The organism is Cryobacterium mannosilyticum, assembly GCF_004402705.1.
Taxonomy (GTDB): domain Bacteria; phylum Actinomycetota; class Actinomycetes; order Actinomycetales; family Microbacteriaceae; genus Cryobacterium; species Cryobacterium mannosilyticum.
The window spans coordinates 1-21,432 of sequence record NZ_SOFM01000049.1 but is presented as its reverse complement, the minus strand read 5'-3'; the positions used below and the strand labels follow the sequence as shown (position 1 = coordinate 21,432).

Annotated in this window: 25 protein-coding genes and 1 pseudogene; 18 read left to right on the top strand and 8 right to left on the bottom strand. The window is 67.1% G+C overall.

The genetic code is table 11. The features are described from left to right. Nucleotides 1-59 precede the first annotated feature (59 nt). Nucleotides 60-941, top strand: coding sequence for an ArsR/SmtB family transcription factor (locus tag E3O32_RS15700; protein WP_241975037.1), 882 nt, complete (start codon nt 60-62; stop codon nt 939-941). Further along, complete coding sequence (locus E3O32_RS15695; protein WP_134510768.1) at nt 938-1,465, top strand: TIGR03086 family metal-binding protein; 528 nt, start codon at nt 938-940, stop codon at nt 1,463-1,465. Before E3O32_RS15700 ends, E3O32_RS15695 begins: the two co-directional genes overlap by 4 nt. Before the next feature lie 90 nt (nt 1,466-1,555). On the opposite strand, the pseudogene E3O32_RS15690 reads toward E3O32_RS15695, so the two are convergent. Next, nucleotides 1,556-2,470 (bottom strand): annotated as a pseudogene (locus tag E3O32_RS15690) (DMT family transporter); the annotation flags it as partial. Here E3O32_RS15690 and E3O32_RS15685 point away from each other — a divergent pair. Continuing rightward, nucleotides 2,469-3,878: an aminotransferase-like domain-containing protein gene (locus E3O32_RS15685; RefSeq protein WP_134510766.1), complete on the top strand. Its 1,410-nt coding sequence runs from the start codon at nt 2,469-2,471 to the stop codon at nt 3,876-3,878. The pseudogene E3O32_RS15690 and the gene E3O32_RS15685 overlap by 2 nt on opposite strands. A 160-nt stretch (nt 3,879-4,038) precedes the next feature. On the opposite strand, the gene E3O32_RS15680 is transcribed toward E3O32_RS15685, so the two are convergent. The 3 genes from E3O32_RS15680 to E3O32_RS15670 form a co-directional block, all read right to left on the bottom strand. After that, complete coding sequence (locus E3O32_RS15680; protein ID WP_241975035.1) at nt 4,039-4,668, bottom strand: class I SAM-dependent methyltransferase; 630 nt, start codon at nt 4,666-4,668, stop codon at nt 4,039-4,041. 206 nt (nt 4,669-4,874) lie between these two features. Further along, nucleotides 4,875-5,309: a nuclear transport factor 2 family protein gene (locus E3O32_RS15675; protein WP_166790877.1), complete on the bottom strand. Its 435-nt coding sequence runs from the start codon at nt 5,307-5,309 to the stop codon at nt 4,875-4,877. A gap of 279 nt (nt 5,310-5,588) precedes the next feature. Then, entirely contained in the window at nt 5,589-6,491 is a 903-nt protein-coding gene (locus E3O32_RS15670) for a dihydrodipicolinate synthase family protein (RefSeq protein WP_134510765.1), read from the bottom strand. A gap of 358 nt (nt 6,492-6,849) precedes the next feature. On the opposite strand from E3O32_RS15670, the gene cmtR reads away from it, so the two are divergent. Then, entirely contained in the window at nt 6,850-7,203 is a 354-nt protein-coding gene (gene cmtR / locus E3O32_RS15665) for a Cd(II)/Pb(II)-sensing metalloregulatory transcriptional regulator CmtR (RefSeq protein ID WP_134510764.1), read from the top strand. Further along, nucleotides 7,200-7,886, top strand: coding sequence for a cation efflux transmembrane domain-containing protein (locus tag E3O32_RS15660; RefSeq protein WP_134510763.1), 687 nt, complete (start codon nt 7,200-7,202; stop codon nt 7,884-7,886). Before cmtR ends, E3O32_RS15660 begins: the two co-directional genes overlap by 4 nt. 305 nt (nt 7,887-8,191) lie before the next feature. Here E3O32_RS15660 and E3O32_RS15655 read toward each other — a convergent pair whose 3' ends face one another. Then, the gene (locus E3O32_RS15655) at nt 8,192-8,986 is read right to left on the bottom strand and encodes an SGNH/GDSL hydrolase family protein (RefSeq protein WP_166790876.1); all 795 of its coding nucleotides are present in this window, start codon (nt 8,984-8,986) and stop codon (nt 8,192-8,194) included. A gap of 188 nt (nt 8,987-9,174) precedes the next feature. On the opposite strand from E3O32_RS15655, the gene E3O32_RS15650 reads away from it, so the two are divergent. The 8 genes from E3O32_RS15650 (at nt 9,175) to E3O32_RS15605 (ending at nt 16,055) form a co-directional block, all read left to right on the top strand. Further along, nucleotides 9,175-9,936, top strand: a complete 762-nt coding sequence (locus E3O32_RS15650) for a phosphotransferase (RefSeq protein ID WP_134510761.1) — start codon at nt 9,175-9,177, stop codon at nt 9,934-9,936. Between the two features lie 188 nt (nt 9,937-10,124). Beyond that, a complete protein-coding gene (locus E3O32_RS15645; protein WP_134510760.1) occupies nt 10,125-10,616 on the top strand; it encodes a GNAT family N-acetyltransferase in 492 nt (163 codons plus the stop codon). A gap of 40 nt (nt 10,617-10,656) precedes the next feature. Beyond that, complete coding sequence (locus E3O32_RS15640; RefSeq protein WP_134510759.1) at nt 10,657-11,085, top strand: VOC family protein; 429 nt, start codon at nt 10,657-10,659, stop codon at nt 11,083-11,085. A gap of 365 nt (nt 11,086-11,450) precedes the next feature. After that, entirely contained in the window at nt 11,451-11,861 is a 411-nt protein-coding gene (locus E3O32_RS15625) for a hypothetical protein (protein ID WP_134510758.1), read from the top strand. A 92-nt stretch (nt 11,862-11,953) separates the two neighbouring features. After that, complete coding sequence (locus E3O32_RS15620) at nt 11,954-12,598, top strand: dihydrofolate reductase family protein (RefSeq protein WP_134510757.1); 645 nt, start codon at nt 11,954-11,956, stop codon at nt 12,596-12,598. 194 nt (nt 12,599-12,792) lie between these two features. Then, nucleotides 12,793-13,725: a 5'-3' exonuclease gene (locus tag E3O32_RS15615; RefSeq protein WP_134510879.1), complete on the top strand. Its 933-nt coding sequence runs from the start codon at nt 12,793-12,795 to the stop codon at nt 13,723-13,725. Between the two features lie 136 nt (nt 13,726-13,861). Then, the gene (locus E3O32_RS15610; protein WP_198417587.1) at nt 13,862-14,911 is read left to right on the top strand and encodes a zinc-binding dehydrogenase; all 1,050 of its coding nucleotides are present in this window, start codon (nt 13,862-13,864) and stop codon (nt 14,909-14,911) included. 211 nt (nt 14,912-15,122) lie between these two features. Then, the gene (locus E3O32_RS15605) at nt 15,123-16,055 is read left to right on the top strand and encodes a cytochrome b/b6 domain-containing protein (protein WP_420898114.1); all 933 of its coding nucleotides are present in this window, start codon (nt 15,123-15,125) and stop codon (nt 16,053-16,055) included. Nucleotides 16,056-16,061: 6 nt separating this feature from the next. Here the strand turns inward: E3O32_RS15605 and E3O32_RS15600 are convergent, their stop codons facing one another. After that, nucleotides 16,062-16,439: a winged helix-turn-helix transcriptional regulator gene (locus E3O32_RS15600; RefSeq protein WP_134510756.1), complete on the bottom strand. Its 378-nt coding sequence runs from the start codon at nt 16,437-16,439 to the stop codon at nt 16,062-16,064. A gap of 91 nt (nt 16,440-16,530) precedes the next feature. Between E3O32_RS15600 and E3O32_RS15595 the strand changes: the two genes are divergently transcribed. Beyond that, the gene (locus tag E3O32_RS15595; RefSeq protein WP_134510755.1) at nt 16,531-17,385 is read left to right on the top strand and encodes an NAD(P)H-binding protein; all 855 of its coding nucleotides are present in this window, start codon (nt 16,531-16,533) and stop codon (nt 17,383-17,385) included. Here E3O32_RS15595 and E3O32_RS15590 read toward each other — a convergent pair. Beyond that, nucleotides 17,382-17,636 carry a YybH family protein gene (locus E3O32_RS15590; protein ID WP_134510754.1) on the bottom strand — a complete coding sequence of 85 codons (255 nt, stop codon included), beginning with the start codon at nt 17,634-17,636 and terminating at the stop codon, nt 17,382-17,384. The two genes, E3O32_RS15595 and E3O32_RS15590, sit on opposite strands and share 4 nt — an antisense overlap. Then, nucleotides 17,633-18,109, bottom strand: coding sequence for a hypothetical protein (locus E3O32_RS15585; protein WP_134510753.1), 477 nt, complete (start codon nt 18,107-18,109; stop codon nt 17,633-17,635). Before E3O32_RS15585 ends, E3O32_RS15590 begins: the two co-directional genes overlap by 4 nt. A gap of 132 nt (nt 18,110-18,241) precedes the next feature. Here E3O32_RS15585 and E3O32_RS15580 point away from each other — a divergent pair, with 132 nt between their 5' ends. From E3O32_RS15580 to E3O32_RS15565, 4 genes are all read left to right on the top strand, one after another. Further along, nucleotides 18,242-19,471: a glycosyltransferase gene (locus E3O32_RS15580; protein ID WP_241975033.1), complete on the top strand. Its 1,230-nt coding sequence runs from the start codon at nt 18,242-18,244 to the stop codon at nt 19,469-19,471. Next, nucleotides 19,468-20,205, top strand: coding sequence for a PIG-L deacetylase family protein (locus E3O32_RS15575; RefSeq protein WP_134510752.1), 738 nt, complete (start codon nt 19,468-19,470; stop codon nt 20,203-20,205). Before E3O32_RS15580 ends, E3O32_RS15575 begins: the two co-directional genes overlap by 4 nt. 165 nt (nt 20,206-20,370) lie before the next feature. After that, nucleotides 20,371-20,952 (top strand): cysteine hydrolase family protein, encoded by a 582-nt coding sequence (locus E3O32_RS15570; protein WP_134510751.1) that lies wholly within the window; start codon nt 20,371-20,373, stop codon nt 20,950-20,952. A gap of 137 nt (nt 20,953-21,089) precedes the next feature. Continuing rightward, nucleotides 21,090-21,432: DUF222 domain-containing protein (locus E3O32_RS15565; protein WP_241975031.1), on the top strand; the 343-nt coding region annotated here is incomplete at its 3' end.

Genomic DNA, 21,432 nt, shown 5'->3' with positions numbered 1-21,432 from the left:
CAACAGGTTTGTGCGGACATCAAGGTGGCGGTTCGGGCAGGGCCTGATCGAGTCGTCCAGTGTTCGCCCGGCTTTTCGACGAGATCTGCGGGCCGCCGCACTTGCATACGCAGGTATTTGCCTGCATGATGGTGGACGTGACTGACGAGGCGCTGGGTCCGGTGTTCAAAGCGTTGGCCAACCCGACCAGGCGCGCCCTGCTCGATCGCCTGCGGCTCCGGAACGGGCAGACCCTGTCTGAGCTCTGCGGAAGCCTCGAGATGGCCCGCCAGTCGGCAACGCAGCATCTCGACCTCCTCGCCGAGGCAAACCTCGTCTACGTGGTGCGGCAAGGGCGAGAGCGCCTGCACTACCTCAACCCCGCACCGATCCATGAGATCGGCGAGCGCTGGATCGCGGCATACGACGCACCCCGACTGGCCACGATCAGCGCCATCAAGCACCGAGCAGAGGAGTATGCAATGACAGACAGCAGGGCATCAGTGCCGACGTATGTCTACGTCACCTATATCCGTGCGAGCAGCGAAGATGTCTGGCGGGCCCTGACCGACGCCGACCTGACCGCCCGCTATTGGGGACACGCCAACGTGTCCGACTGGCAACCTGGTTCCGCCTGGGAACATCGACGAGTGGATGGCTCCGGCGTCATTGACGTGACCGGCACTGTGCTTGAGGCCGAGCCACCCACCCGGCTCGTGATCACCTTCGAAGACTCCGAAGACCAGCGGACGAACGGACCGTCCGTCGTCACCTTCCTCGTCGAACCCCACGACGCCATCGTCCGGCTGACCGTGACCCATGAGAACCTCCCGAACACCGACATGCTGCACGGGATCTCGCGCGGCTGGCCTGCCGTGCTTGCCCACCTCAAGTCCCTGCTGGAGACCGGCGATGTTCTGCCGACGGCGCCCTGGAGCATGCCGGAGGGGTCGCGCGCATGAACACCGAACTGTTCGGCCGGGCAACCGACTACGCGCGTGGCGTCCTCTCTGAGTTGACGTACGACGATCTCCAACGACCGACGCCGTGTGAAGGCTGGGATGCGGGAAGAGTCGTCCTGCATCTCGCCGACGTCATTGACACTCTCATCGGACTGCTCGACACTGGAACCCTCGTCCTTCCGCAGACGCCACGGGCCAACGATCAGGGCCCCCTCGCGCTGATGGACGAGCGGTTAACAGTACTGGGGCACGCATTCTCGGTCGCGACCGATGTGACGGCGGTCGAGAATGCAGCGCTGGCCGGCGCGGTGGAGTTGACGACGCACGGCTGGGATATCGGACTGGCCCGCGACCGCGCCCACCGGATCCCGGAGTCGCTGGCCGAGGACGTGCTCGCGCTGGTCTCAGCCGCCCTCGACGCCAGCGCGCGGGGAGAGAACTTCGCTTCACCGGTCGACGTTCCCAGCAACTCCTCCGCAAGCGATCGCCTGGTGGCCTTCCTCGGCCGGGTGCCGAGGCGCTGACGGTCCAACTTTCCGTCGAGCGGTCCTCGGCAATACCTTTACCGGTGCTGGTTCGTTTACGGGGGGCTGGATGGTGCGCGTGGGTGGGGCGCGGTTGAGGCGTGTTCGTACAGCCATGCCGGCGCAGAGGATGACGGCGATGCCGCCGATGATCGTTTGCCACGTCAGCACTTCGCGGAGGATCACGGCCGCCCAGAGGAGACTCAGGACGGGTTGGGTAAGTTGCACCTGGCTGACTTGGGTCATGGGCCCAATTGCCAGTCCGCGGTACCAGGCGAAGAAGCCCAGGAACATGCTCACGGCTCCGAGGTACGCAAAGGCCGCCCACTGGCTCGGCGTGCCGGTGGGGGGATGTTCGACGATGGCGATCGCGGTCAGTGTGACCATCAAGGGCGAGGCCAGCAGCAGCGCCCAGGACACGGTCTGCCAAGACCCGATCTCTCTCGCGAGCAGGCCTCCTTCGGCGTATCCGATGGCGGCGGCCGCCACGGCGCCAAAAAGGAGCAGATCCGACCAGTGAAATCCAACGATTCCGCCGCCTGGCGCGGACGCGAAAGCCACGGCCACCAGCGCGCCGACGGTGGCCATGATCCAGAAGGGCAGGGGCGGACGTTCCGTGCCACGAATGACGGCCATGACGGCGGTTGCGGCTGGGAGCAGGGCGATCACGACGGCACCGTGACTGGCCGAGGCAGTGGTGAGAGCGAACGATGTCAGGAGGGGGAAGCCGATGACCACGCCGCCCGCGACCACGGCCAGGCGAGACCACTGGATGCCGCGAGGAAGACGCTGTCGGGTGATGGCCAGGGCGGCCGCCGCGAGCACCGCGGCGATAACGGCGCGCCCGGACCCGATGAAAAGCGGAGACATGCCCTCGACAGCCACCCGGGTGAAGGGAACGGTGAAGGAGAACGCGGCAACGCCGAGCAGCCCCCACGCCAAGCCGGCCCGCGATGGTGATAGCGGTGCGGGCACATTCTTGATAGCGCTACTATGATCCAACATGGATAACGATAGCAGTTTTCGGATCGTGGCCGCACTGCGTGAGTGGATTGCGGGCAGCGCGCCCGGCGCGCGGCTACCGAGCAGTCGGGCGCTCGTCGCGGAGTATGGGGCGAGCCCGGTGACGGTTCAGAAAGCCCTCCGCACTCTCGTGGCTCACGGCCTCATCGAGACGCGCCCCGGAGCGGGAACGTTTGTTCGCGCGGTGCGGACCGCGCGCCCGCTCGATTACGGCTGGCAGACTGCGGCGATGCGTTCCCCGGAGTACCGCCTCTCCGCGCTGAGTCCCGCACTTCGTGAAGCGCCGCAGGGCGCGATCGCGCTGCACGCCGGCTACCCCGACCGTGAACTCCTGCCGGAGCGGTTGATCCGATCCGCGCTGGCCCGCGCGGCCCGCAGCGATGCAGCGCTGACCCGTTCACCGGTGGCGGGACTTCGGGAGTTACAGTCCTGGTTCGCCCACGAGCTCGGCGCCGCGACGCCGGTCGGGGTGACGCCGCCCCTGCCGAGCGATGTCATTGTGCTCCCCGGAAGCCAGAGCGGTCTGGCCACGATCTTTCGCGCCCTCGTCACCGCCAGACAGCCGCTGCTGATGGAATCGCCGACCTACTGGGGTGCGATTCAGGCCGCAGCCCAGGCTCGCGTCGAGGTCGTCCCCGTCCCGTCGGGGCCCAATGGCCCCGATCCAGACGCACTCGCCCGCGCATTTCAGGAAACCGGCTCCCGCGTTTTCTACGCGCAACCCACTTACGCCAACCCCACCGGTGCGCAGTGGTCGGATGCCGCCACGACCCAGATCCTGGACGTTGTGCGCGCGCATGGCGCGTTCCTGGTCGAGGACGACTGGGCTCATGACTTCGGCATCGACACAGACCCGCGCCCTGTAGCCGCTCGCGATGACGCCGGACACGTCGTCTACGTGCGTTCGCTCACCAAGAGCGTCTCGCCCTCCGTGCGCATCGCGGCCATCATCGCCCGAGGGCCCGCCCGCGAGCGCATCCTCGCCGACCGCGGGGCCGAATCGATGTACGTCAGCGGGATCCTCCAGGCCGCAGCACTCGACGTCGTCACCCAACCCGGCTGGCAGACCCACCTCCGCAACCTCCGCCCCCAGCTGCGGGCACGACGCGACCTCCTGCTCACGAGCCTGCGAGCACACGCACCCGACGCCCAGATCGCCACCGTCCCCGCCGGCGGCCTCAATCTCTGGGCTCGACTGCCCGACGCAACCGACCTCGACCGCCTGGTCGCCGACTGCGAAGCCGCCGGAGTCATGATCGCCGCAGGCACAAGCTGGTTCCCCGCCGAACCCACCGGACCCTTCATCAGACTGAATTACTCAGGCCCCAACCCCGGCGCATTCGCCGACGGAGCCCGCATCATCGGCCAGGCACTGACATCAAACCACTGACCAAGCCCACCGAGCCTCGCCACTTCGGTGGCTCCACACGGAGCGGGGCCCAACGCGGGCGCGCTGTCTTCGGCGCCCCGCAGAAGGTTGGTCCATGAAACAGTCCGTTTTGACGGCTACGCTTCCCATCCCGTGGACAATGCGGAATCGGAGTTTCCCGCTAGTCGAGACCTACGGAGGCGATTGACGGGTCGGTTCGGCGGGCGATGATCGCGGCGTGGGGTCGCTTGCCCGGATCGGTTCGAGTGTGCACCTCGTGAACCTTGAATCCTGCGGTCTCGAGCTGTGCGCTCATCTCGCCGACGGGCCAGAAATACGCGGTGGTGACGGCGTGCGGAAACGGCACAACGGCGTCGCCCTCGAAGAAGCCGACGAGGAGACTGCCGCCAGGTGCAATGCATCGAGCGAACTCACGCAAGACCGATGTCAACTCATCGGGGGCAAGGTGGATGACGGAGTACCAAGCAAGAACTGCCACTGCGCACCCGTCTGGGACGTCGAGATCGCCAAGTGAGCCGATTCGGAATGGGACCGCCGGAAATCGTGCTTTCGCTCGTCCGATAAATTGTTGAACCTGATCGACGCCCTCCGCCTCGACACCGAGCTTCCTGAGGAAATCCGTCCAATGCCCAGGACCGCATCCCGCATCGATTACCGGCCCACGCAGGCCGCTCGCCCACTTGGCGACCAGCCGCTGATCCGATTCGTGCGTATTCGCCATCGATCCGAGCAGCGCCGCGTACTCCTCGGCTCGATCGGCATACGCCTCTCGAACCACATTGCCAGTCACGGGATCGAGTCTAAGAGAATCCCCGTTGGGGTTCCGTTTAGTACAGACGTCAAACGAGGGCGGTGAGATTTGCCGTTATGCGGACGCCAAAGGGTATCTCAAGCAACGCTGCCCGTTCCAGCTGACCGTTCCACACTTTCCGGTCATTTAATGCCCGTACATGGGCATGTCGCTCGTTCGCGGAGCCTTGCCCTGAGCAGAGTCGTCTAGTCGATGGGCTCCACCCAGTCGGCCCGCCATCCGGGTGCCTCCGACTTTTGCGTGTAATAACGGGTATCGCGGATGATCGACCCGTCCGCTCCGAACTCCAGGATGACCACCACGTGCCACACGTCCCCGGCATAGTCGTTCATCCCCTCGACGACCCAGATTTGCCCCGACCCCACGACTCGGCGCAGGGTGATCGAGGGGGGAACAGGAAAAGCCTCCTGCATTGCCCGCATGGCCTCACGTCCACGGATGCGCTCCCCCGACTGCGGCATCTCCATCACGTAGTTTTCGTCACGAAGCCGAAACTCAGCGTCCGGTGAGAGCCCCTCCCCGGTGAGACCGAACAAACGCTGGAGGCCCTCGCGCATGGCCTCCGGGTCGTTGTCCGTGATTGCCCGCAGAAATAATTCGCGCACATCGAGGTCGCTCATATATCCTCCCGGTCGACGTTGAAACTCGATGACGAACATTCTGCTCCTCCGCCCGATGGAGCGCCAGCGGACTACCATCAACGCGCGTCGTCAGGGGAAACAGAAGGCCCCACGCCCGCCTACCGCGCTGTGGCGCAGGAAGTCGTCTCGATGGGGGTCCCCCTTGTGCGCGGCCGCAGGCGGTTTCCGGCGAGGCCAACCCCGCGCGCTGCTCGCGAATACTTACCGGGACAGCGACCACCGTGTCCGCCGTGCTGGGACGGGACCGGATGAGTGGGTTCATCGGTCGAGTCGGAGCTCATTCACCACCTCGGCGATACGTGCCCGTCGCGCCTCGGTCAGCCCGAGGATCGGGAGCGGCAGGCTCTCGTGCGGGGCGAGGCCGAGGTGCTCCGCGATGGCAGCGACCACGCGCAGACTGCCTCCGAACTCGGTAAACAGACGCCACAGCGGGGCGAGCAGTTCTGATTCTGCCGCCGCGTCCGCCGCCCGGCCTTCTTGTGCGGCTCGCGTGATTGCGAGCGCAGCCGCAGGGACGATACCCCCGATGACCGAATACCAGGCATCACATCCCGCATTCAAACCCGTCGCGGCGAATGCGTCACCGGACACGCCGATCGTGACGTGCTTGGGCACCGCGGCTCGGACCGCCGAGACGTGGGCGCGGGCTGCGGCGGGGTCGGAAGGTACCCCGGGGATCTTGATCGACGCGATCCCCGGCAGGCGGGCGACGCGGGCGTAGAGGTCGATGCTGAAGGTGAAGTGGGTGGTGCCGGGGTTGTCGTAGACGATCACGGGAAGCTCGCTGTGCTCGGTGACGGTGCGAAACAGCTCGAATACGTCGTCGTCGGTGAGGGGCTGGTAGCTCATCGGAGCCAGCAGCACTCCTGCGGCTCCGGCTTGTTCGGCATGGTCGATGTTCGTGAGGATCTGGGAGGTGCGCAGCGCCCCAACCCCCACGAAAACGGGCGTCTCGCCAGCATGCTCAACGGCAAGACCTGCGACCCGGGCACGCTCGTTCGGGGTGAGATAGGCATAGGAGCCCGTCGAGCCCAGCGTTGTGATCGAGTCCACCTTCGCAACACTCAACCTTTGGATCAGGCCGATATACGCGTGCTCGTCGACCGCATCGTTCTGAAACGGGGTCAGGGGGAAGGCGCTCAGGCCAGTGAAGATGCTCATTGCTCCTCATGGTGCGGGGTGTGTTCGAAGCCGAGAGCGGGGGTGGCTTGTTGACGCCCACTGAAGACAAAGGTATTTCTGCCAAGTGAAAACAGGGCCACTCTCGTGTGGTCCTAGTGTGCCGTAGTCGCGGCGGGGTGGTGGCGCGTGGGCCGGTGACTATTCGACCACCGGACACGGGAATCGACCGCCGCTACTCCGTGATCGGACTGTAGCCGCTCGCCCGTCTCAACAGATACCCATCCGTGACACCCCAGGTGAGCAGCCTCCTGCCTCTGCAATTCACGCTCCGTGCGCGTCACTCAAAGTTCGTTCACCGAGTTCAACCAATGGTCATCGGTGGCTGTATGGTCAGTTCATGCTGACGATTGCTTCGCGCCTCGATGTCATGATCCGGCTCGGCCGGGCAATGGCCGATCCGACCCGCTCACGGATCCTGCTCAGCCTCCTCGAGCAGCCCGGCTATCCCGCCCGGCTGGCGCGCGACCTCGACCTCACACGCTCGAACGTATCGAACCATTTGAGCTGCCTGCGCGGTTGCGGCATTGTTGCCGCCGTGACGGAGGGCCGACAAACACGGTACGAAATCGTCGACCAACACCTGACCCGAGCGCTGACGTTGCTCTTCGCCGTTGTGCTCGCGGTGGACGACGGCGTCGAATGCTGCGACGAAGACTGCGATCTGCCCCTCTGTTGCGGGACCAGAGCATGACCGCCACCACGAGCGGACCCGCCCCCGCCCTGGACCCGGTCCGGAAACTGATCCTTCAACGCCGAATCCGGCTCGTCGTCGCCGTCACGATCACCTACAACGTGATCGAGGCGGTCATCGCGCTCACCGCCGGCACCGTGGCATCCTCTGCCGCCCTGATCGGCTTCGGTCTCGACTCCATCGTCGAAGTTCTCTCTGCGGCCGCGATCGCCTGGCAATTCGCCGCCCCCGACCCGGAGAAGCGCGAGAAGGTCGCGCTGCGCGTCGTTGCATACTCCTTCTTCGGCCTGGCCGCCTACGTGATCGTCGATTCCTGCCTGTCGCTCTTCGGCCTTCGCGAAGCGGAGCACAGCCCCGTCGGGATCGCGCTGGCCGCCGTCAGCCTCGCCGTCATGCCTGTCCTGAGCTGGTTCGAACGTCGCACCGGCCGGGAGCTGGGATCCGCGTCGGCCGTGGCGGACTCGAAGCAGACCCTGATCTGCAGCTACCTGTCCGCCGCTCTCCTGGCCGGGCTGCTGCTCAATTCGTTCCTGGGGTGGGCGTGGGCGGATTCGATCGCCGCCCTCGTGATCGCAGGGTTTGCCATCCGGGAGGGTGCGGAAGCTTGGAAGGGCGACGCCTGCGCAGTGCCGATCATCGCCCTCACGGGCGAGCGGACCGCCGACACGGACGCCTGCTGCTGACATAGCTCTGATCAGACCGAACCCGGACGGCCTCGATCTGCATGCCGCTTCACCTCTGAGGGTTCGCTGACTGGCGAAGCGGTTTCGCTGCGACGTTGCCAGCCGGGAGTCTGACTCGCTGCGTGCAGTGATCGTCCCGAGGAGAATGGCGTGCCGCGTACGTGGCGGTTATGTGGCGGTTCACTGGCGTCACCGTGGCGTGGTGCCAACGGGAGAGGTGGCGTCAATATTAAGCCTATGAACAAGACACGAATCGTCGAACTGCGTCAGGAGCAACGGGTGAGGTGCGGGCCTCGGCCGCGGTGCTACAAGACCGCCCGGATGGCCGCCGCGTACGCCTGATAGCCGGCGGGGGTCGGATGGAATGCATCCTGGCCGGCGAAGTTGACCCAGGAATCGGCGTCGCCGATGGCGTGACCTGCGAAAGCCGCGGACACATCGACGTAGCCGATGCTCGCGTTCGGACGGGCTGCCTGGGCCTGGGCCACGACACCTTGGATGGTCTGGTTCAGGACCACCGTGGCGCCGTTGACTTGGCTGATCAGCGGGTTGGCCGAGGGAGCGAAGAGAAGCGGGTAGCCGGTTACGACCACGCGGGCGTTCGGGGCCGCGACCGCGACCTGCGCGTACGTCGCGGCCAGACGGACCATCAGCTCACCGGAGTAGAGCAAATCCCCGGCCGAGGAGATGGCAGCCCCGCACGCCGCCACGTCCGCCGAGGCACACGCCGCCGCGACGCCGGCGACGTTGAGGTCGTTACCCCCCACGGTCAGGGTGACCAGCGTGGTCCCCCGGTTCAGGGCCGACAACTGGGTGGAGGTGACGTCGACGGTCGTGGCCGAGCTGCAGCTTACGTTGCGCAGCAGGTTGATCCCCTTGACCGCATCCAGCAGCGCCGGGTAGCCGTTCGGGCTTTGCAGGCAGCTGCCCGTGTAGCCACCGCCGCCTTGCCCCGCCGCGTAAGAGTCACCCAGGGCGACGTATTTGTTGACCGGGGCCGCGGGCGCGGCGGAGGCCGGAAGGCCACCGGCAGCGACCACTGCCGAAACGGCGAGGACGACGGCGAGGGCGCTGGACAGGAATCGGGATTGTGGTTTCATGGCCCGACCGTACTCCCACCTGGGCACCCAGCCTAGGAGAATTCCGGGCGCCGCCTCAGCATGTCCGGGCGTCGGCCTCATCATCGGTCAAGCGAAGGGTCATTGGCATGGACACGCGGTATCACCAGTGACACCAGTGTCGATAGGGTTCCGAAAGCGGTTCGACTTCAGGACGGTAGCGTGATGGCATGGGCGAGGACGAACTGAAACTCACTGGAGGCAACGCGTCAGGCGCTGTTGTGCGAGTGGGCGACACTGTCCGAAAGCCCTGGATCAGCAATACCTCGGTCATGCAGAGCTATCTTGCAGAGCTCCGTTCGCACGGTGTAGATGCTCCACGGCCGCTTGGCCGCGACGAGTCCGGCCGGCAATCTGTCGAATTTGTCGAAGGCGTGATGGCGTTGGATCAGATGCCGCTAGGCACCGACGATCTGCGACGGGTCGGGCAGATGATCCGCCGTATCCACGATGCGAGTGAATCTGTTCCAATTCCCGACCCTGATGGCTGGGAGATGCTGCTGCCAGTTGACGACCCGAACCTGATGTGTCACAACGACCTCGCGCCGTGGAACCTTGTCATCGGGGATCGCTGGGTTTTCATAGATTGGGATGGTGCAGGACCGAGCACTCGACTGTGGGACCTGGCGTACGCGGCCCAAGCCTTTGGCATGCTCGTTGCCGGTGAACCCGTCGAGTCCGCTGGACTCAGGCTGCGTGCTTTGGTCGAAGGGTACGAGGCCGACACCGCGCTCCGCGACGCGCTTCCAGCAACGATGGCGAAGCGGACCGCCGCTATGTTCGAACTACTGCGCACCTCACACGAAACCGGTCTCCAACCCTGGGCGGATATGTACGAGAGCGGACACGGCGAATTCTGGCGTGACGCGACCGAATACGTCAACCAAAATCGAACGGCTTGGGAGCAAGCGCTCTCGCGACCGAGCTCGTGATTGATGAAGGGAGCCGCATTGACTGAGGCACTTCCGGTAGAAGTTCGTTGACGCCCAGACAGAACCCGAGGGTCGTGACTGGACGTCACGCGCAATGACTGCAACACTCGAGGCATGTTCCATCGCTAAGCGCGCAAACCACGTCGACACGTCGACATAGCCACTTTTGGGAACTGAGGAACAGCGCCATGACAGTGCACATCCGCGATGCTGCCACTGAGGACATCGACTTTCTCGCCGCGATGCTGCTGGAAGCAGTCAACTGGCGCCAAGACCAGCCACCCGCAACTCTGCAATCGATCATGAAAAACCCCGATATTTGGCATTACCTCTCCGATTGGAAACGAAGCTCAGACTTCGGTTTCCTGGCACACGAGGCTGAGGGCAATCCGGTCGGCGCGACCTGGGCGAGGTTCATGACGGCCGACGATCCCGGATACGGATTCGTTGACGAAGGCATCCCCGAATTAGGCATGGGCGTGGCAAGTACTCATCGAGGGCAAGGCGTGGGCCGCGTTCTTCTGGAGCAGACCATCCGGGCCGCAGCGGATCGTGGCCTCCAGGGACTGAGTTTGAGTGTCGAAGACGAGAACGAACGAGCCCGCGCCCTGTACGTGAGTAACGGCTTCGTCATCGCGGGACGGGTCGGCAAGTCGGACACCATGATGCTCACGTTCTGAATCGACATCGTCAACATACCGACTCACGAGAGGGAGAACCATGACTGCAGTATTCGTCGGCCTGCCTGTGACCGACCTTGAGCGCTCGAAGGCGTTCTACGAGGCGATCGGTCTCACTTTCAACCCGCGGGTGAGTGACCACAACGCCGCCTGCTTCATTGTTGAAGAGGGACACAGCTTCTTGATGCTGATGCTCCGCGAGTTCTTCCAAACCTTCACCGACCTCCCCATCGGCGATCCCGCGGTGAACCCGTCGGCGTCGACATCGATCTACCTCGACACGCGCGAAGCCGTCGACAAGGCGGCCACCGACGGTCTTGCGGCCGGTGCCGCTGAGCCGCGCCCCGCCGCCGACTACGGCTTCATGTACCAGCGAGGACTGACTGACCCGGACGGCAATGCCATCGAGTTCGGCTGGTTCGACCCGGCCGCGGCTGACATCCCTGCCGTCGAGAACCAGCAGGCGTGAGGTCGGTGGCTGCACGCGACTACGGCCAGTTCGATGGGATAACGCGGGCCGTCGAGCTGATCGGTGAGCGCTGGTCGCTGCTCATCGTTCGCGATCGCGACCGGTGTGGTCGAGGTACGGCGCGGCCGCGGCGACCTCCTCGACCGCTTCGCGAGCACGTTTCACTTGGCCGCCTGATCCGAGCGCACGGGCAGCAGCGAAGTACTGTGACTGCCCGAAACCACCCGACCCAGCCAGGGTCACCTCACCGAACTGCCTGGTCGCATTGCACGGATGCCAACCAAGCCGAACAGGATCAAAGAAGCACGCCCATCTGGTTCCGCCTAGAGTTGCGGCGTAGACCCGACAGCTGAAAGGAACAGACCATGAGCACCGCCTTCAGTAAAGAGGAAAAGGCAGCAATGCGAGCAGCAGCGGCCGAAGCAAAGGCCGCACAGGAGGGCGCCGACCTGGAGGCAGCATGCCTTGCCGCGATCGCCGAGATGACCGGCACGGATAAGGAGTTGGCCGAGACACTGCACCAACTGGTCAAGGGCCACACCATTCTCGGGTCAAAGACGTGGTACGGCATGCCGGCCTACACCAACGCTGACGGCAAGGTCGTGGTGTTCTTCCAGAGCGCCGCCAAGTTCAAGGGGAGGTACGCCACCATCGGCTTTCAGCAGGACGCGAACCTCGACGAAGGCAATTTCTGGCCGAGCTCCTACGCCGTGACCAGGCTGACCGCCGCCGATCAGAAGCGACTGGTGGCGTTGCTGGAGAGAGCCGTCAGCTAGGTGTCGTTCCCTTAGACGTTAGGAAGCCGTACGGCGTTGGTCGCGTCATGCGACGTGATCACGGCGTCCTGCCGCGACGATAGGAGATCTCCATGACCGGTCGTATTCACATCGACCTCTTCACCACGCTCGACGGGGTCGCCCAGGCTCCCGGCGGCCCCGACGAAGACACCGACGGCGGATTCGCCTTCGGCGGCTGGCAGGCGCCCCTGATTGACGACACCGACGGCGCCCAGATAGCGGAGGGGATCCACGCGATGGACGCGTTGATACTCGGACGGCGCACCTACGACATTTTCGCTGGCTACTGGCCGCATCACCTCGAGGGACCCGACGCCGACATCGCGCGCAAGTTCGACGCGATCCCCAAGTACGTCGCCTCGCGGGGCGCGCCGGAGCTCACCTGGCGCGACTCGCATCTGCTCGGCCGCGACCTCGCCGCGGAAATGGGTGTTCTGCGCGAGCGACACCGGGAGATCCACGTGATCGGCAGCATCGACTTCGCCCGCACTCTCGTCGCCGACGGCCTGTTCGACCAGTTGAATCTGTGGGTCTACCCGATCGTGCTCGGTCCCGGCAAACGCCTCTTCACCGCCGACGGACCACCTCTGTCCCTTGAGCTGCTCAGCGCCGCGGCCCCGTCGAGGAAGGGCACTGTTCTCCTGCGGTACGGCCCGACGGGCTCTGCCCCGGCGACGGGCGACATGAGCCGAACGGATCAATCCGCTATCGGATGATCACGCCAGCAGCTGCCCACGCTCCGAGTGCTGCGCCGCACCGATTCCTGCACAGGTCGCGACGAGGGGAAAGCCGAGGATGAACAGGGAGCCGAAGGCCCAATCTCCCGATTGTTCACCATCTGGCGGGGTCGATCGCATTCAGATTGCCAGTGTGGGAGGATGCCGCCGTGACCGATCACCGCGAGCGCCTGATGCTCCTCGACACCGCCGCCCTGTACTTCCGTGCCTTCCACGGGGTGCCCGATTCCGTGCAGGCGCCGAACGGCGCGCCCGTGAACGCCGTCCGGGGGCTGCTCGACATCATCGCCCGGCTCGCCTCGGAGTTCCGGCCGACCGAAATCGTTGCCTGCTGGGACGACGACTGGCGCCCCGGTTGGCGGGTGGACCTGATTCCCACCTACAAGACCCACCGGGTCGCCGCTGCGCAGCCGACGGATGCCGTCGGCCACCCGATCGAGGACGTTCCGGACTTGCTCGTTCCTCAGGTCCCGGTCATCCGTGAGGTGCTCGGCGCGCTCGGGGTGCCGGTGATCGGCGCCCCGGACCACGAGGCGGACGATGTCATCGGCACGCTGGCCTCGCATTCCCCGATTCCGGTGGACGTCGTCACCGGGGATCGGGACCTTTTCCAACTGGTCGACGACTCCCGCGACGTGCGGGTGATCTACACCGGGCGCGGCATGGCCCGGCTGGAGATCCTGACGGATGTCACGCTCCGGGCCAAGTACGGAGTCAGCCCGGCGCAGTACGCGGACTTCGCCGCGATGCGCGGCGACGCCTCCGATGGGCTGCCCGGCGTGCCCGGCGTCGGCGAGAAGACGGCGGCCGCGTTGCTGGCCAGCTTCGGCAGCCTCGACGGGATCGTCGCGGCAGCGGCAGACCCCGCGTCGGGGATGGCCGCGCCCGTGCGAGCCAGGATCGCCGCCGCCGCCGCCTACCTCAGGGTCGCCCCGGCCGTGGTGAAGGTCGTCCGCGACCTCGACCTGCCCGACTTCGACGCGCGCATCCGGGTCGGCACCGGCGAACGGGCAGCCGAACTGGATCGGTTGGCCGTCGAATGGGGGCTCGGGTCGTCCCTGAGCCGCGCCCGAGACGCCCTGGCCGCAGTGGCCGCAGTGGCTTAGAGCGGTCGCAGGGTGTTGAGGAGCCCGCGATCACCTCCATGCTCGCAACCTGCTGACCGGGCTTCCGGGCGTCTCACCGCGCCTCAGCCGCGAGGCTGCTTTCGCACAATCCCGCCGAGGCTGGCAGGCTTGACCGATGGACACCATGACCGCGGCCGTACTGACCAGATTCGGCGGCCCCGACGCACTCGAGCTGCACCACGACTGGCCCCGCCCCCGGCCGCAACACGGTCAGGTACTGGTGAGAGTCACTGCGGCTGCGGTCAACAACACCGATTTGTGGACCCGTCAGGGCGCATACGGGCTGCCCGACGACCCGGCGGCGCAGGCCGGGTGGCTGGGCGCGTTCGATTTCCCGCGCATCCAGGGCGGCGACATCGCCGGCGTCGTCGTGGAGGTCGGTCCGGGCGTGACCGGTGACCCGGTGGGGCGCCGCGTGCTCGTCGACCCGGCTCTCTACGGCTCCGATGACGACGACGCGTCACCGGTGGGCTACCTCGGCAGCGAGGCCGACGGCGGGTTCGCACAGTACGTCGCCGTGGCTGCCTCGCATGCGCACGACGTGCAGGACTCGCCGCTGTCCGACGAGCAGTTGGCGTGCCTGCCGGTCGCGTTCGGCACCGCGATCGGGATGCTGGAGCGCGCGAGCGTGCGCTCGGGCGAGACGGTGCTCGTGACGGGCTCCTCCGGGGGCGTCGGACTCGCGCTGGTCCAGCTCGCGGCGGCTCGAGGAGCGCACGTACTGGCGATCACCAGCGGGTCCAAAGGAGACGCCGTGCTCGCGAACGGGGCTGCCCAGGTCTTCAACCGGGATTCACCCGACGTCCTGGCCCGGATCCGTGCCGCGGCCCCCCGCGGTCTGGACGTGGTTGCCGACATCGCCGGCGGGCCAGGGCTCGCCGCGATGATGCCGCTGCTCCGCGACAACGGCCGCTGGGTGATCGCCGGCGCCGTGGCCGGGCCGGTCGTCGAGTTCGACCTGCGCCGCCTTTACCTCCATAATGTGCAGCTGATCGGTTCTTCCATGCACACACGGGTCCATTTCCGCCGGCTGGTCGGGCTCGCTCGCGACGGCCAGGTCCGGCCTCAGATCAGCAGCACATTCCCCCTGGCCGAGATCGCGGACGCCCAGAAGGAGTTCGCCGAACGCCGGCACATCGGCAAGATCGTTCTCCGGCCGCAGTAGAGAAACCGTTGCGCGCGCGGGCTGCGACTTCGCGGCTCCACCCATCGGGACGCCCAGGTTTCGTTGCTTTACGAAGCGAACGCGCCCCGGAGGATGAAATGGTCGATGATGGCATAGTCGGCGCCCCGCGCGCCGGCCAGCCGACCGTTTCCGCCTGACCAGGAAGACCCGACTTCATGCCGCACAACGCGATCGCCCGGCGGGGCGAACGGTGACCGTGGAGAACTCCCGGCTCTTCGGGTCGGGCCGGAGCATCCGGTTCACCCTGGCCTGGGCCGTGCCCGTCGCGGTCCTCTCCCTTGCCGCGGCCGTGCTCGCCGCGAAGGGCATTCGCGCCCTGCCCGCGGTCGAGTCCTTCCTGGTCGACTATCCCGGTGCCTCCGCGCTGCCGGCCGGGGCACCCGTCGGTTTTCCTGCCTGGCTGGCCTGGCAGCACGGCCTGAACGTCTTCTTCATCCTGTTCATCGTGCGCTCGGGCTGGCAGGTGCGCACGGCCGGGCGTCCGACCGTGTTCTGGACCCGGCGGAACACCGGCGCCCTGCGCACCCGGCGGGCACCGACCCGGATGGGAATCAACGTCTGGCTGCACCTCACCGTCGACGCCCTCTGGGTGCTCAACGGGCTGCTCTTCTACGTGCTGCTTTTCGCCACCGGCCAGTGGCTGCGGATCGTGCCGGTCAGCTGGGACATCTTCCCGAACGCCGTCTCGGCGCTGATCCAGTACGCGTCACTCGGCTGGCCCGTCGGCGACGGCTGGGTCAACTACAACGCCCTGCAGACGCTGAGTTACTTCAGCATCGTGTTCGTGGCCGCGCCTCTCGCCCTCGCCACCGGCATCCGACTGTCACCGCTCTGGACGTCGCGCAGGCTCAGCAGACTGGTCCCGATCGCCGCGACCCGGGTCGTGCATGTCGGCGTGATGGTCTTCTTCCTGGTCTTCATCGCGGTGCATGTCACGCTGGTTCTCGCGACCGGCGCCCTCCGCAATCTGAACCACATGTACGCGGCGACGAGTGACGAAGGCTGGATCGGGTTCTGGATCTTCGCTGCGTCGCTGGCCGTGATGGTCGTGGCCTGGTTCGCTGCCGGCCCCCGAGCGCTGCGCGCCATCGCCTCACTCGGCGGCACCGTCACGACCCGTTAGGTCGCTTCACTCTCCTGGCGCCACGATCTCGTCGGCGTTATCGGCGATCCAGTCCATCAGCGGCAGCAGGCGGCGGGTGACCTGCCGGCCCCGCTCGGTCAGTTCGTAGTCGACGCGCGGCGGGATGGTTGCCTGCGCCTCCCGGTTGACGAAACCGTCCGCCTCGAGCGTGCGCAGGGTCGACGCGAGCATCTTCTCACTGATGCCCTCGATGGACCGCCGCAGTTCTCCCCAGCGGAGGGACTCCTGCTCGAGCGCCAGCAGCACCAGCACGCCCCATTTGCTGGTCACATGGTCGAGAACCGTGCGGGTGGCGCACTTCGCCGGATACAGGCCGCCGACCGCGCCGGGCCGGGCGCGGGAAACCTCAAAACTTACCTTCATGTGGGTAGCTTACAAAAAAGTGGGTACCCGCGTTGGGGAAGTAATGGAACCGGCCGTTCGTTGACACCGGCAAGCAACCGAAAGGCATCCCATGTCATACATCGTCACGGCAACCTCCGGCCACCTCGGCCGTCTCATCATCGAGTCCCTGCTCGCCCGGGGCGCGGCTCCCGCCGACATCATCGCCACCGCCCGAAACGAGGGCAAGCTGGCGGCGCTGGCCGCCCTCGGCGTGAGGACGGCCGTGCTCGACTATGCGCGGCCCGAGACGGTGACGGCGGTCGTGGGGCCCGGCGACGTGCTCGCCCTGGTGTCCGGCTCCGAACTCGGCCGGCGCTTCCTCCAACACTCGACCGTGATCACGGCGGCCAGGGAGGCCGGCGTGGGCCGCATCGTGTACACGAGCGCACCCCAGGCCACCACCTCGGACCTGCTGCTGGCGCCCGAGCACAAGGCGACCGAGGAGTTCCTGGTCGCGTCCGGGGTTCCGTTCACGATCCTCCGCAACGGCTGGTACACCGAGAACTACGCCGGGGAGATCGAGAAGGCGCGCCAGTCAGGCGAGATCGTCGCGAGCGTCGGCGCCGGGCGGGTCGCCAGCGCCAGCCGGGCCGACTACGCGGATGCCGCGGCGGTCGCCCTCCTGGACGGCTCCCTCGCCGGTCGCACCCTCGAGCTCTCGGGCGACCACGCCTGGGACTTCGCCGAACTAGCGGCGACGATCGGAACACTGATCGGCACGGACGTGGCCTTCCGCAACCTCGCACCGGCGGAGCACGCGGAACTGCTCGCGGGCTTCGGGCTGGACGAGGGCACGGTGGGATTCGTCGTCGGGCTCGACGCCAACATCCGTGACGGCCTGCTCGGCGAGACCAGCGGGGACCTTGCTCGCCTCATCGGCAGGCCGACGACACCGCTCGCGGCAGGGCTTGCGGCCGCCGCCTAGGCGACGTCGCTGCCGATGGAGGAGCGCACCTCGGTGAAGGTCACGTCGACCAGCTCGGCGCCCAGGGAGCCGAACCACTCGGTCGCCATCGCCCGCCAGGCGGCGATGCCGACGTGCTCCCACCGGCCCCACGCGTCGAAGACGTGCACGTCATCGGCATGGATGTCGACGAACGCGTCGACATCCTTCGCGCGGACGGCGGCTCCGTAGGCCTCAAGGGCCCGAGTGACCGGGGTGTGATCGGTGCTCATCGGTTTTCTCCGGTTCTCATGGAAGTCGCCGGCTCCGTGCACCGGGAGGTGGAGCGGATGATCACCTGCGGGACGCCGGTCTCGTCCGTGACGGTGACCCGGTAGGTCAGGAGGTGCTGGCCGACGAGTTTGAGTGCGATGTGGTCGCGGTTGTCCAGGGTCTTCGCGGTGACGCTCCAGCCCATTCCCTCATAGTGCCGGGCGACGCTGTCGACCCAGGCATAGCGGTCGAAGTCGGGCCCGACGGTCATCGTGCGGGACACGGCGACCTCTTCCCCGCCGCTGCCGTCCGGGCAGTCGGAGCCCGCGCTCGCGTCCGAGGTGGAGACGACGGTGCCCGCGGGGAGCGTCGCCGCGATCGAATCGACGTCGACCAGCACTTCCTCGATCACGCCTGCGCGGGTGGTCGGCCTGTCCGTGCGCAGGTTCAGGCTGATGATCACGACCACGAGCAGGATCACTGAAACCGACACGGCCAACGCAATTGTCGGGCCGACCTTCCAGAATTTTCCCCTGGTCCCCATTCCCGCAGCCTATCCGCCGGGCTGCGGGCGCGGGGGAATACTTCCCAGAGAACGCCGAATCTGCTGGGCTACGATCTTCTGGTGTCTCACCCGTTGCCTCCCCTCCACATCGCGCTCGTCTGCCTGCACACCTCGCCGGGCGCGGAACCCGGTTCGGGCGATGCCGGCGGCATGAACGTCGTGGTCCGCCACCAGGCGGAGGCCCTGGCCGCGGCCGGCCACACCGTGGACATCCTCACCCGGCGCTCGTCATTCGAACTGGCCGGCAATGTGCAGCTCACCCCGGGGGTCACCCTGCGGTACCTCGACGCCGGCCCGGCGGAACCCGTGGCGAAGGGCGACCACGAGGCGTTCATCGACGAGTTCCGTGTGCGGATGAGCGCCCTCGGCCCCTACGACATCTACCACTCCCACCACTGGTTCTCCGGGATGGCTGCCCTGCCCCTCGCCCGCCTCCGCGGGGTGCCCCATGTGCAGAGCTTCCACAGCATCGCGGCCGACGAGTCCACCCCGCTGTCCGCCGGGGAACGCCCGGAATCCCCCGGGCGGATGGCCGGAGAGGCCTGGCTCGCCCGCGAATCCGACGCCGTCGTGGCGATCAGCGCTGCCGAGGCCGAGACCGTGGTGGAACGCCTCGGCGGCTCACCGGACCGTGTCGCCATCGTGCCGCCGGGCGTCGACGGGAGCCTCTTCCGTCCGACCGCGCCGGAACCCGCCGCGGGCCGCGGCTATGCGGTCGTGGCCGCGCGTCTGCAACCGCTGAAGGGCCTTGACCTGGCGATCGAGGCGATCGCGGCGGTCCCGGAAGCGGTGCGCCCCGAGCTGGTCATCGCCGGGGACGCCTCGGCCGACTTCAACGGATACGTCGACGAGCTCACGGCGCTCGCGGCCCGGCACGGGATCGCAGCCGGAGTGCGGTTCGTCGGCCCGCAGTCCCGGATCGCGCTGGCCGCGCTGCTGCGCGATGCTCGTGTGGTGCTCATCCCCTCCCACTCCGAGACGTTCGGCCTGGTCGCCCTCGAAGGCGCGGCGAGCGGCGTGCCCGTGGTCGCCGCGGCATCCGGCGGCCTGCGCGAGGCCGTCCTCCACGGCGACACCGGTGTGGTGCTCGAGTCGCGCGACCCCGCCGCCTGGGCCGGCGCCATCACCACGATCCTGTCGAACCCCGGCCTGGCCAGACGCCTGTCCGTCGCGGGGCGCGAGCACGCTGAAGACCTGGACTGGCCCCGCTCGGCCGCAGGCCTGCTGGTCGTCTACCGTGCTCTCACCGACCCCGGCGCCGACCACCACCAGCACCTCGCGATCGCGTGAGCCTGCTGGGCCTGGGCGCCTCCGTGCTCTTCGTGCACGCTCACCCCGACGATGAGACGATCTCCACCGGCGCCCTGATCGCGGAACTGGTTGCTCACGGCATCCGGGTGTCGCTGCTCACCGCCTCCCGCGGCGAACGTGGTGAGGTCGTTCCGGGGCCGCTCTCGGGCCTCGAGGGCACGGCCGCGCTGACCACGGCACGCGAACAGGAGTTGCAGCGGGCCACGGCCGCGCTCGGGGTCGCCGACCGATTCTGGCTCGGTGAGCCGCCCGCCCGGGCAGCCGGCCTGGCCCCGCGCCGCTATCGAGACTCGGGCATGACCTGGATCCGCCCGGGATTGGCCGGCCCCGCGCGCGACGTCGACGGCGACGCCCTCGCGATCGCACCCCTGGCTGAGGTGGCGGCGGATGTCGCGGCCCTCATCCTGGCGCAGCGGCCGGCGCTCGTTGTCAGTTACGACAGTGGAGGGGGCTACGGGCACCCCGACCATGTGCGGATGCACGATGCCGCACTCGCCGCGTGCCGCGCGGTGGGTACGCCGTTCGCGGAGATCCTGTACGAGCCCGCCGCCGACGGCGAGTGGTTTGTGCTCGACCGGCACCTGTCCACCGTGACCGCCGCCCTCCGCTGTCACGCCAGCCAGCTCACCGTCGACGGTTCGCACATCGTGCACTCCGGCGGGCAGCGGGAGCCGATCACCACGTCGATCGGGTTGCGGCTCCTTCCCAGGTAGCCGGCATCGGCACGGTCGGGATCGTCGATGGGGATGTCGAAGGGAATCACTCTGCTCGTCTTGGGACGCAGCGTGGAACCGGCGCCGGACGGGGCAGGTGGTCCTGGTCCGAAACGGATGCCCGCCACGGTGCGCGAGACCGCCGAAAGGGGGTTTGATGGAGGAATGACCAGCATTGACACGAACGCGGCACTCGTCATCATCGATGTGCAGCAGGGATTCGACGAGTCCGAGTGGGGCTCCACCACCAATCTCGGCTGCGAGGCCAACATCGACGCCCTCGCAACAGCCTGGATCTCGACCGGCCGGCCGATCGTCGTCGTGCGCCACGACAGCAAGGCTGCGGGGTCGTCGCTCCATCCGGGGAAGCCGGGGAACGCGCTCAAACCGAGCATCGCCGCGCTCCCGGCCAGCCTGCTGGTGACCAAGAATGTTAACTCGGCCTTCATCGGCGACCCCGACCTGCACCGGTGGCTCGGGCTGCAGGGCATCCACCAGCTCGTGATCTGCGGCATCCAGACCAATATGTGCGTGGAGACCACCGCCCGGATGGGCGGCAACCTCGGCTACGACGTGATCGTTCCCCTGGACGCCACCCGCACCTTCGGCCTGGTCGAGCTGGCGCCGCGGAACGGGGCCCCTCTGTCGGCCACGGCCGACGAGGTCATGCGGATGACCGCCCTGAACCTGGCCGCCGGAGGCTTCGCCACGGTGACCAGCACCGCGGAGGTGCTCCCGCTGGTCTGACCGCCCGTCGGGTCTCGACCGGCTCGACCTCCGACGGTGATCGAGCCTGTCGAAATCACTGCAGGCTTGTCCTCCACAATGCGGGTTTGATCAGGTTATCCACACCCTGGTGTGGGGCNGCGGGTATGGTCACCCTGGTGAGCACCACCCAGCAGCAGCTCGGACTGCTCTTTGACGCGGTCGCGGTCGCGGACCGGGTGATCGCGCAGTGCTTCGCGTTCCGGGCGGAGCTGATCGATCAGACCCGCCGGTTCAGCGAGGCGCACGCGGCGGAGATCCCGCGGGGACCGCAAGCGTTGTGGAGCCGGGAGGAGATCGCGAAGCGGGAACTCTCCAGCGAGCTGGCCGTGACGCTGCGGATCCCGGAGCGCAGCGCGGAGACCCTGCTCGCGGAGAGTAAGGCCCTGGTCCAGGACCTCCCCGCAACCCGGGCGGCCCTGCATGACGGGGTGATCAGTTACCGGCATGCGCAGGCGATAG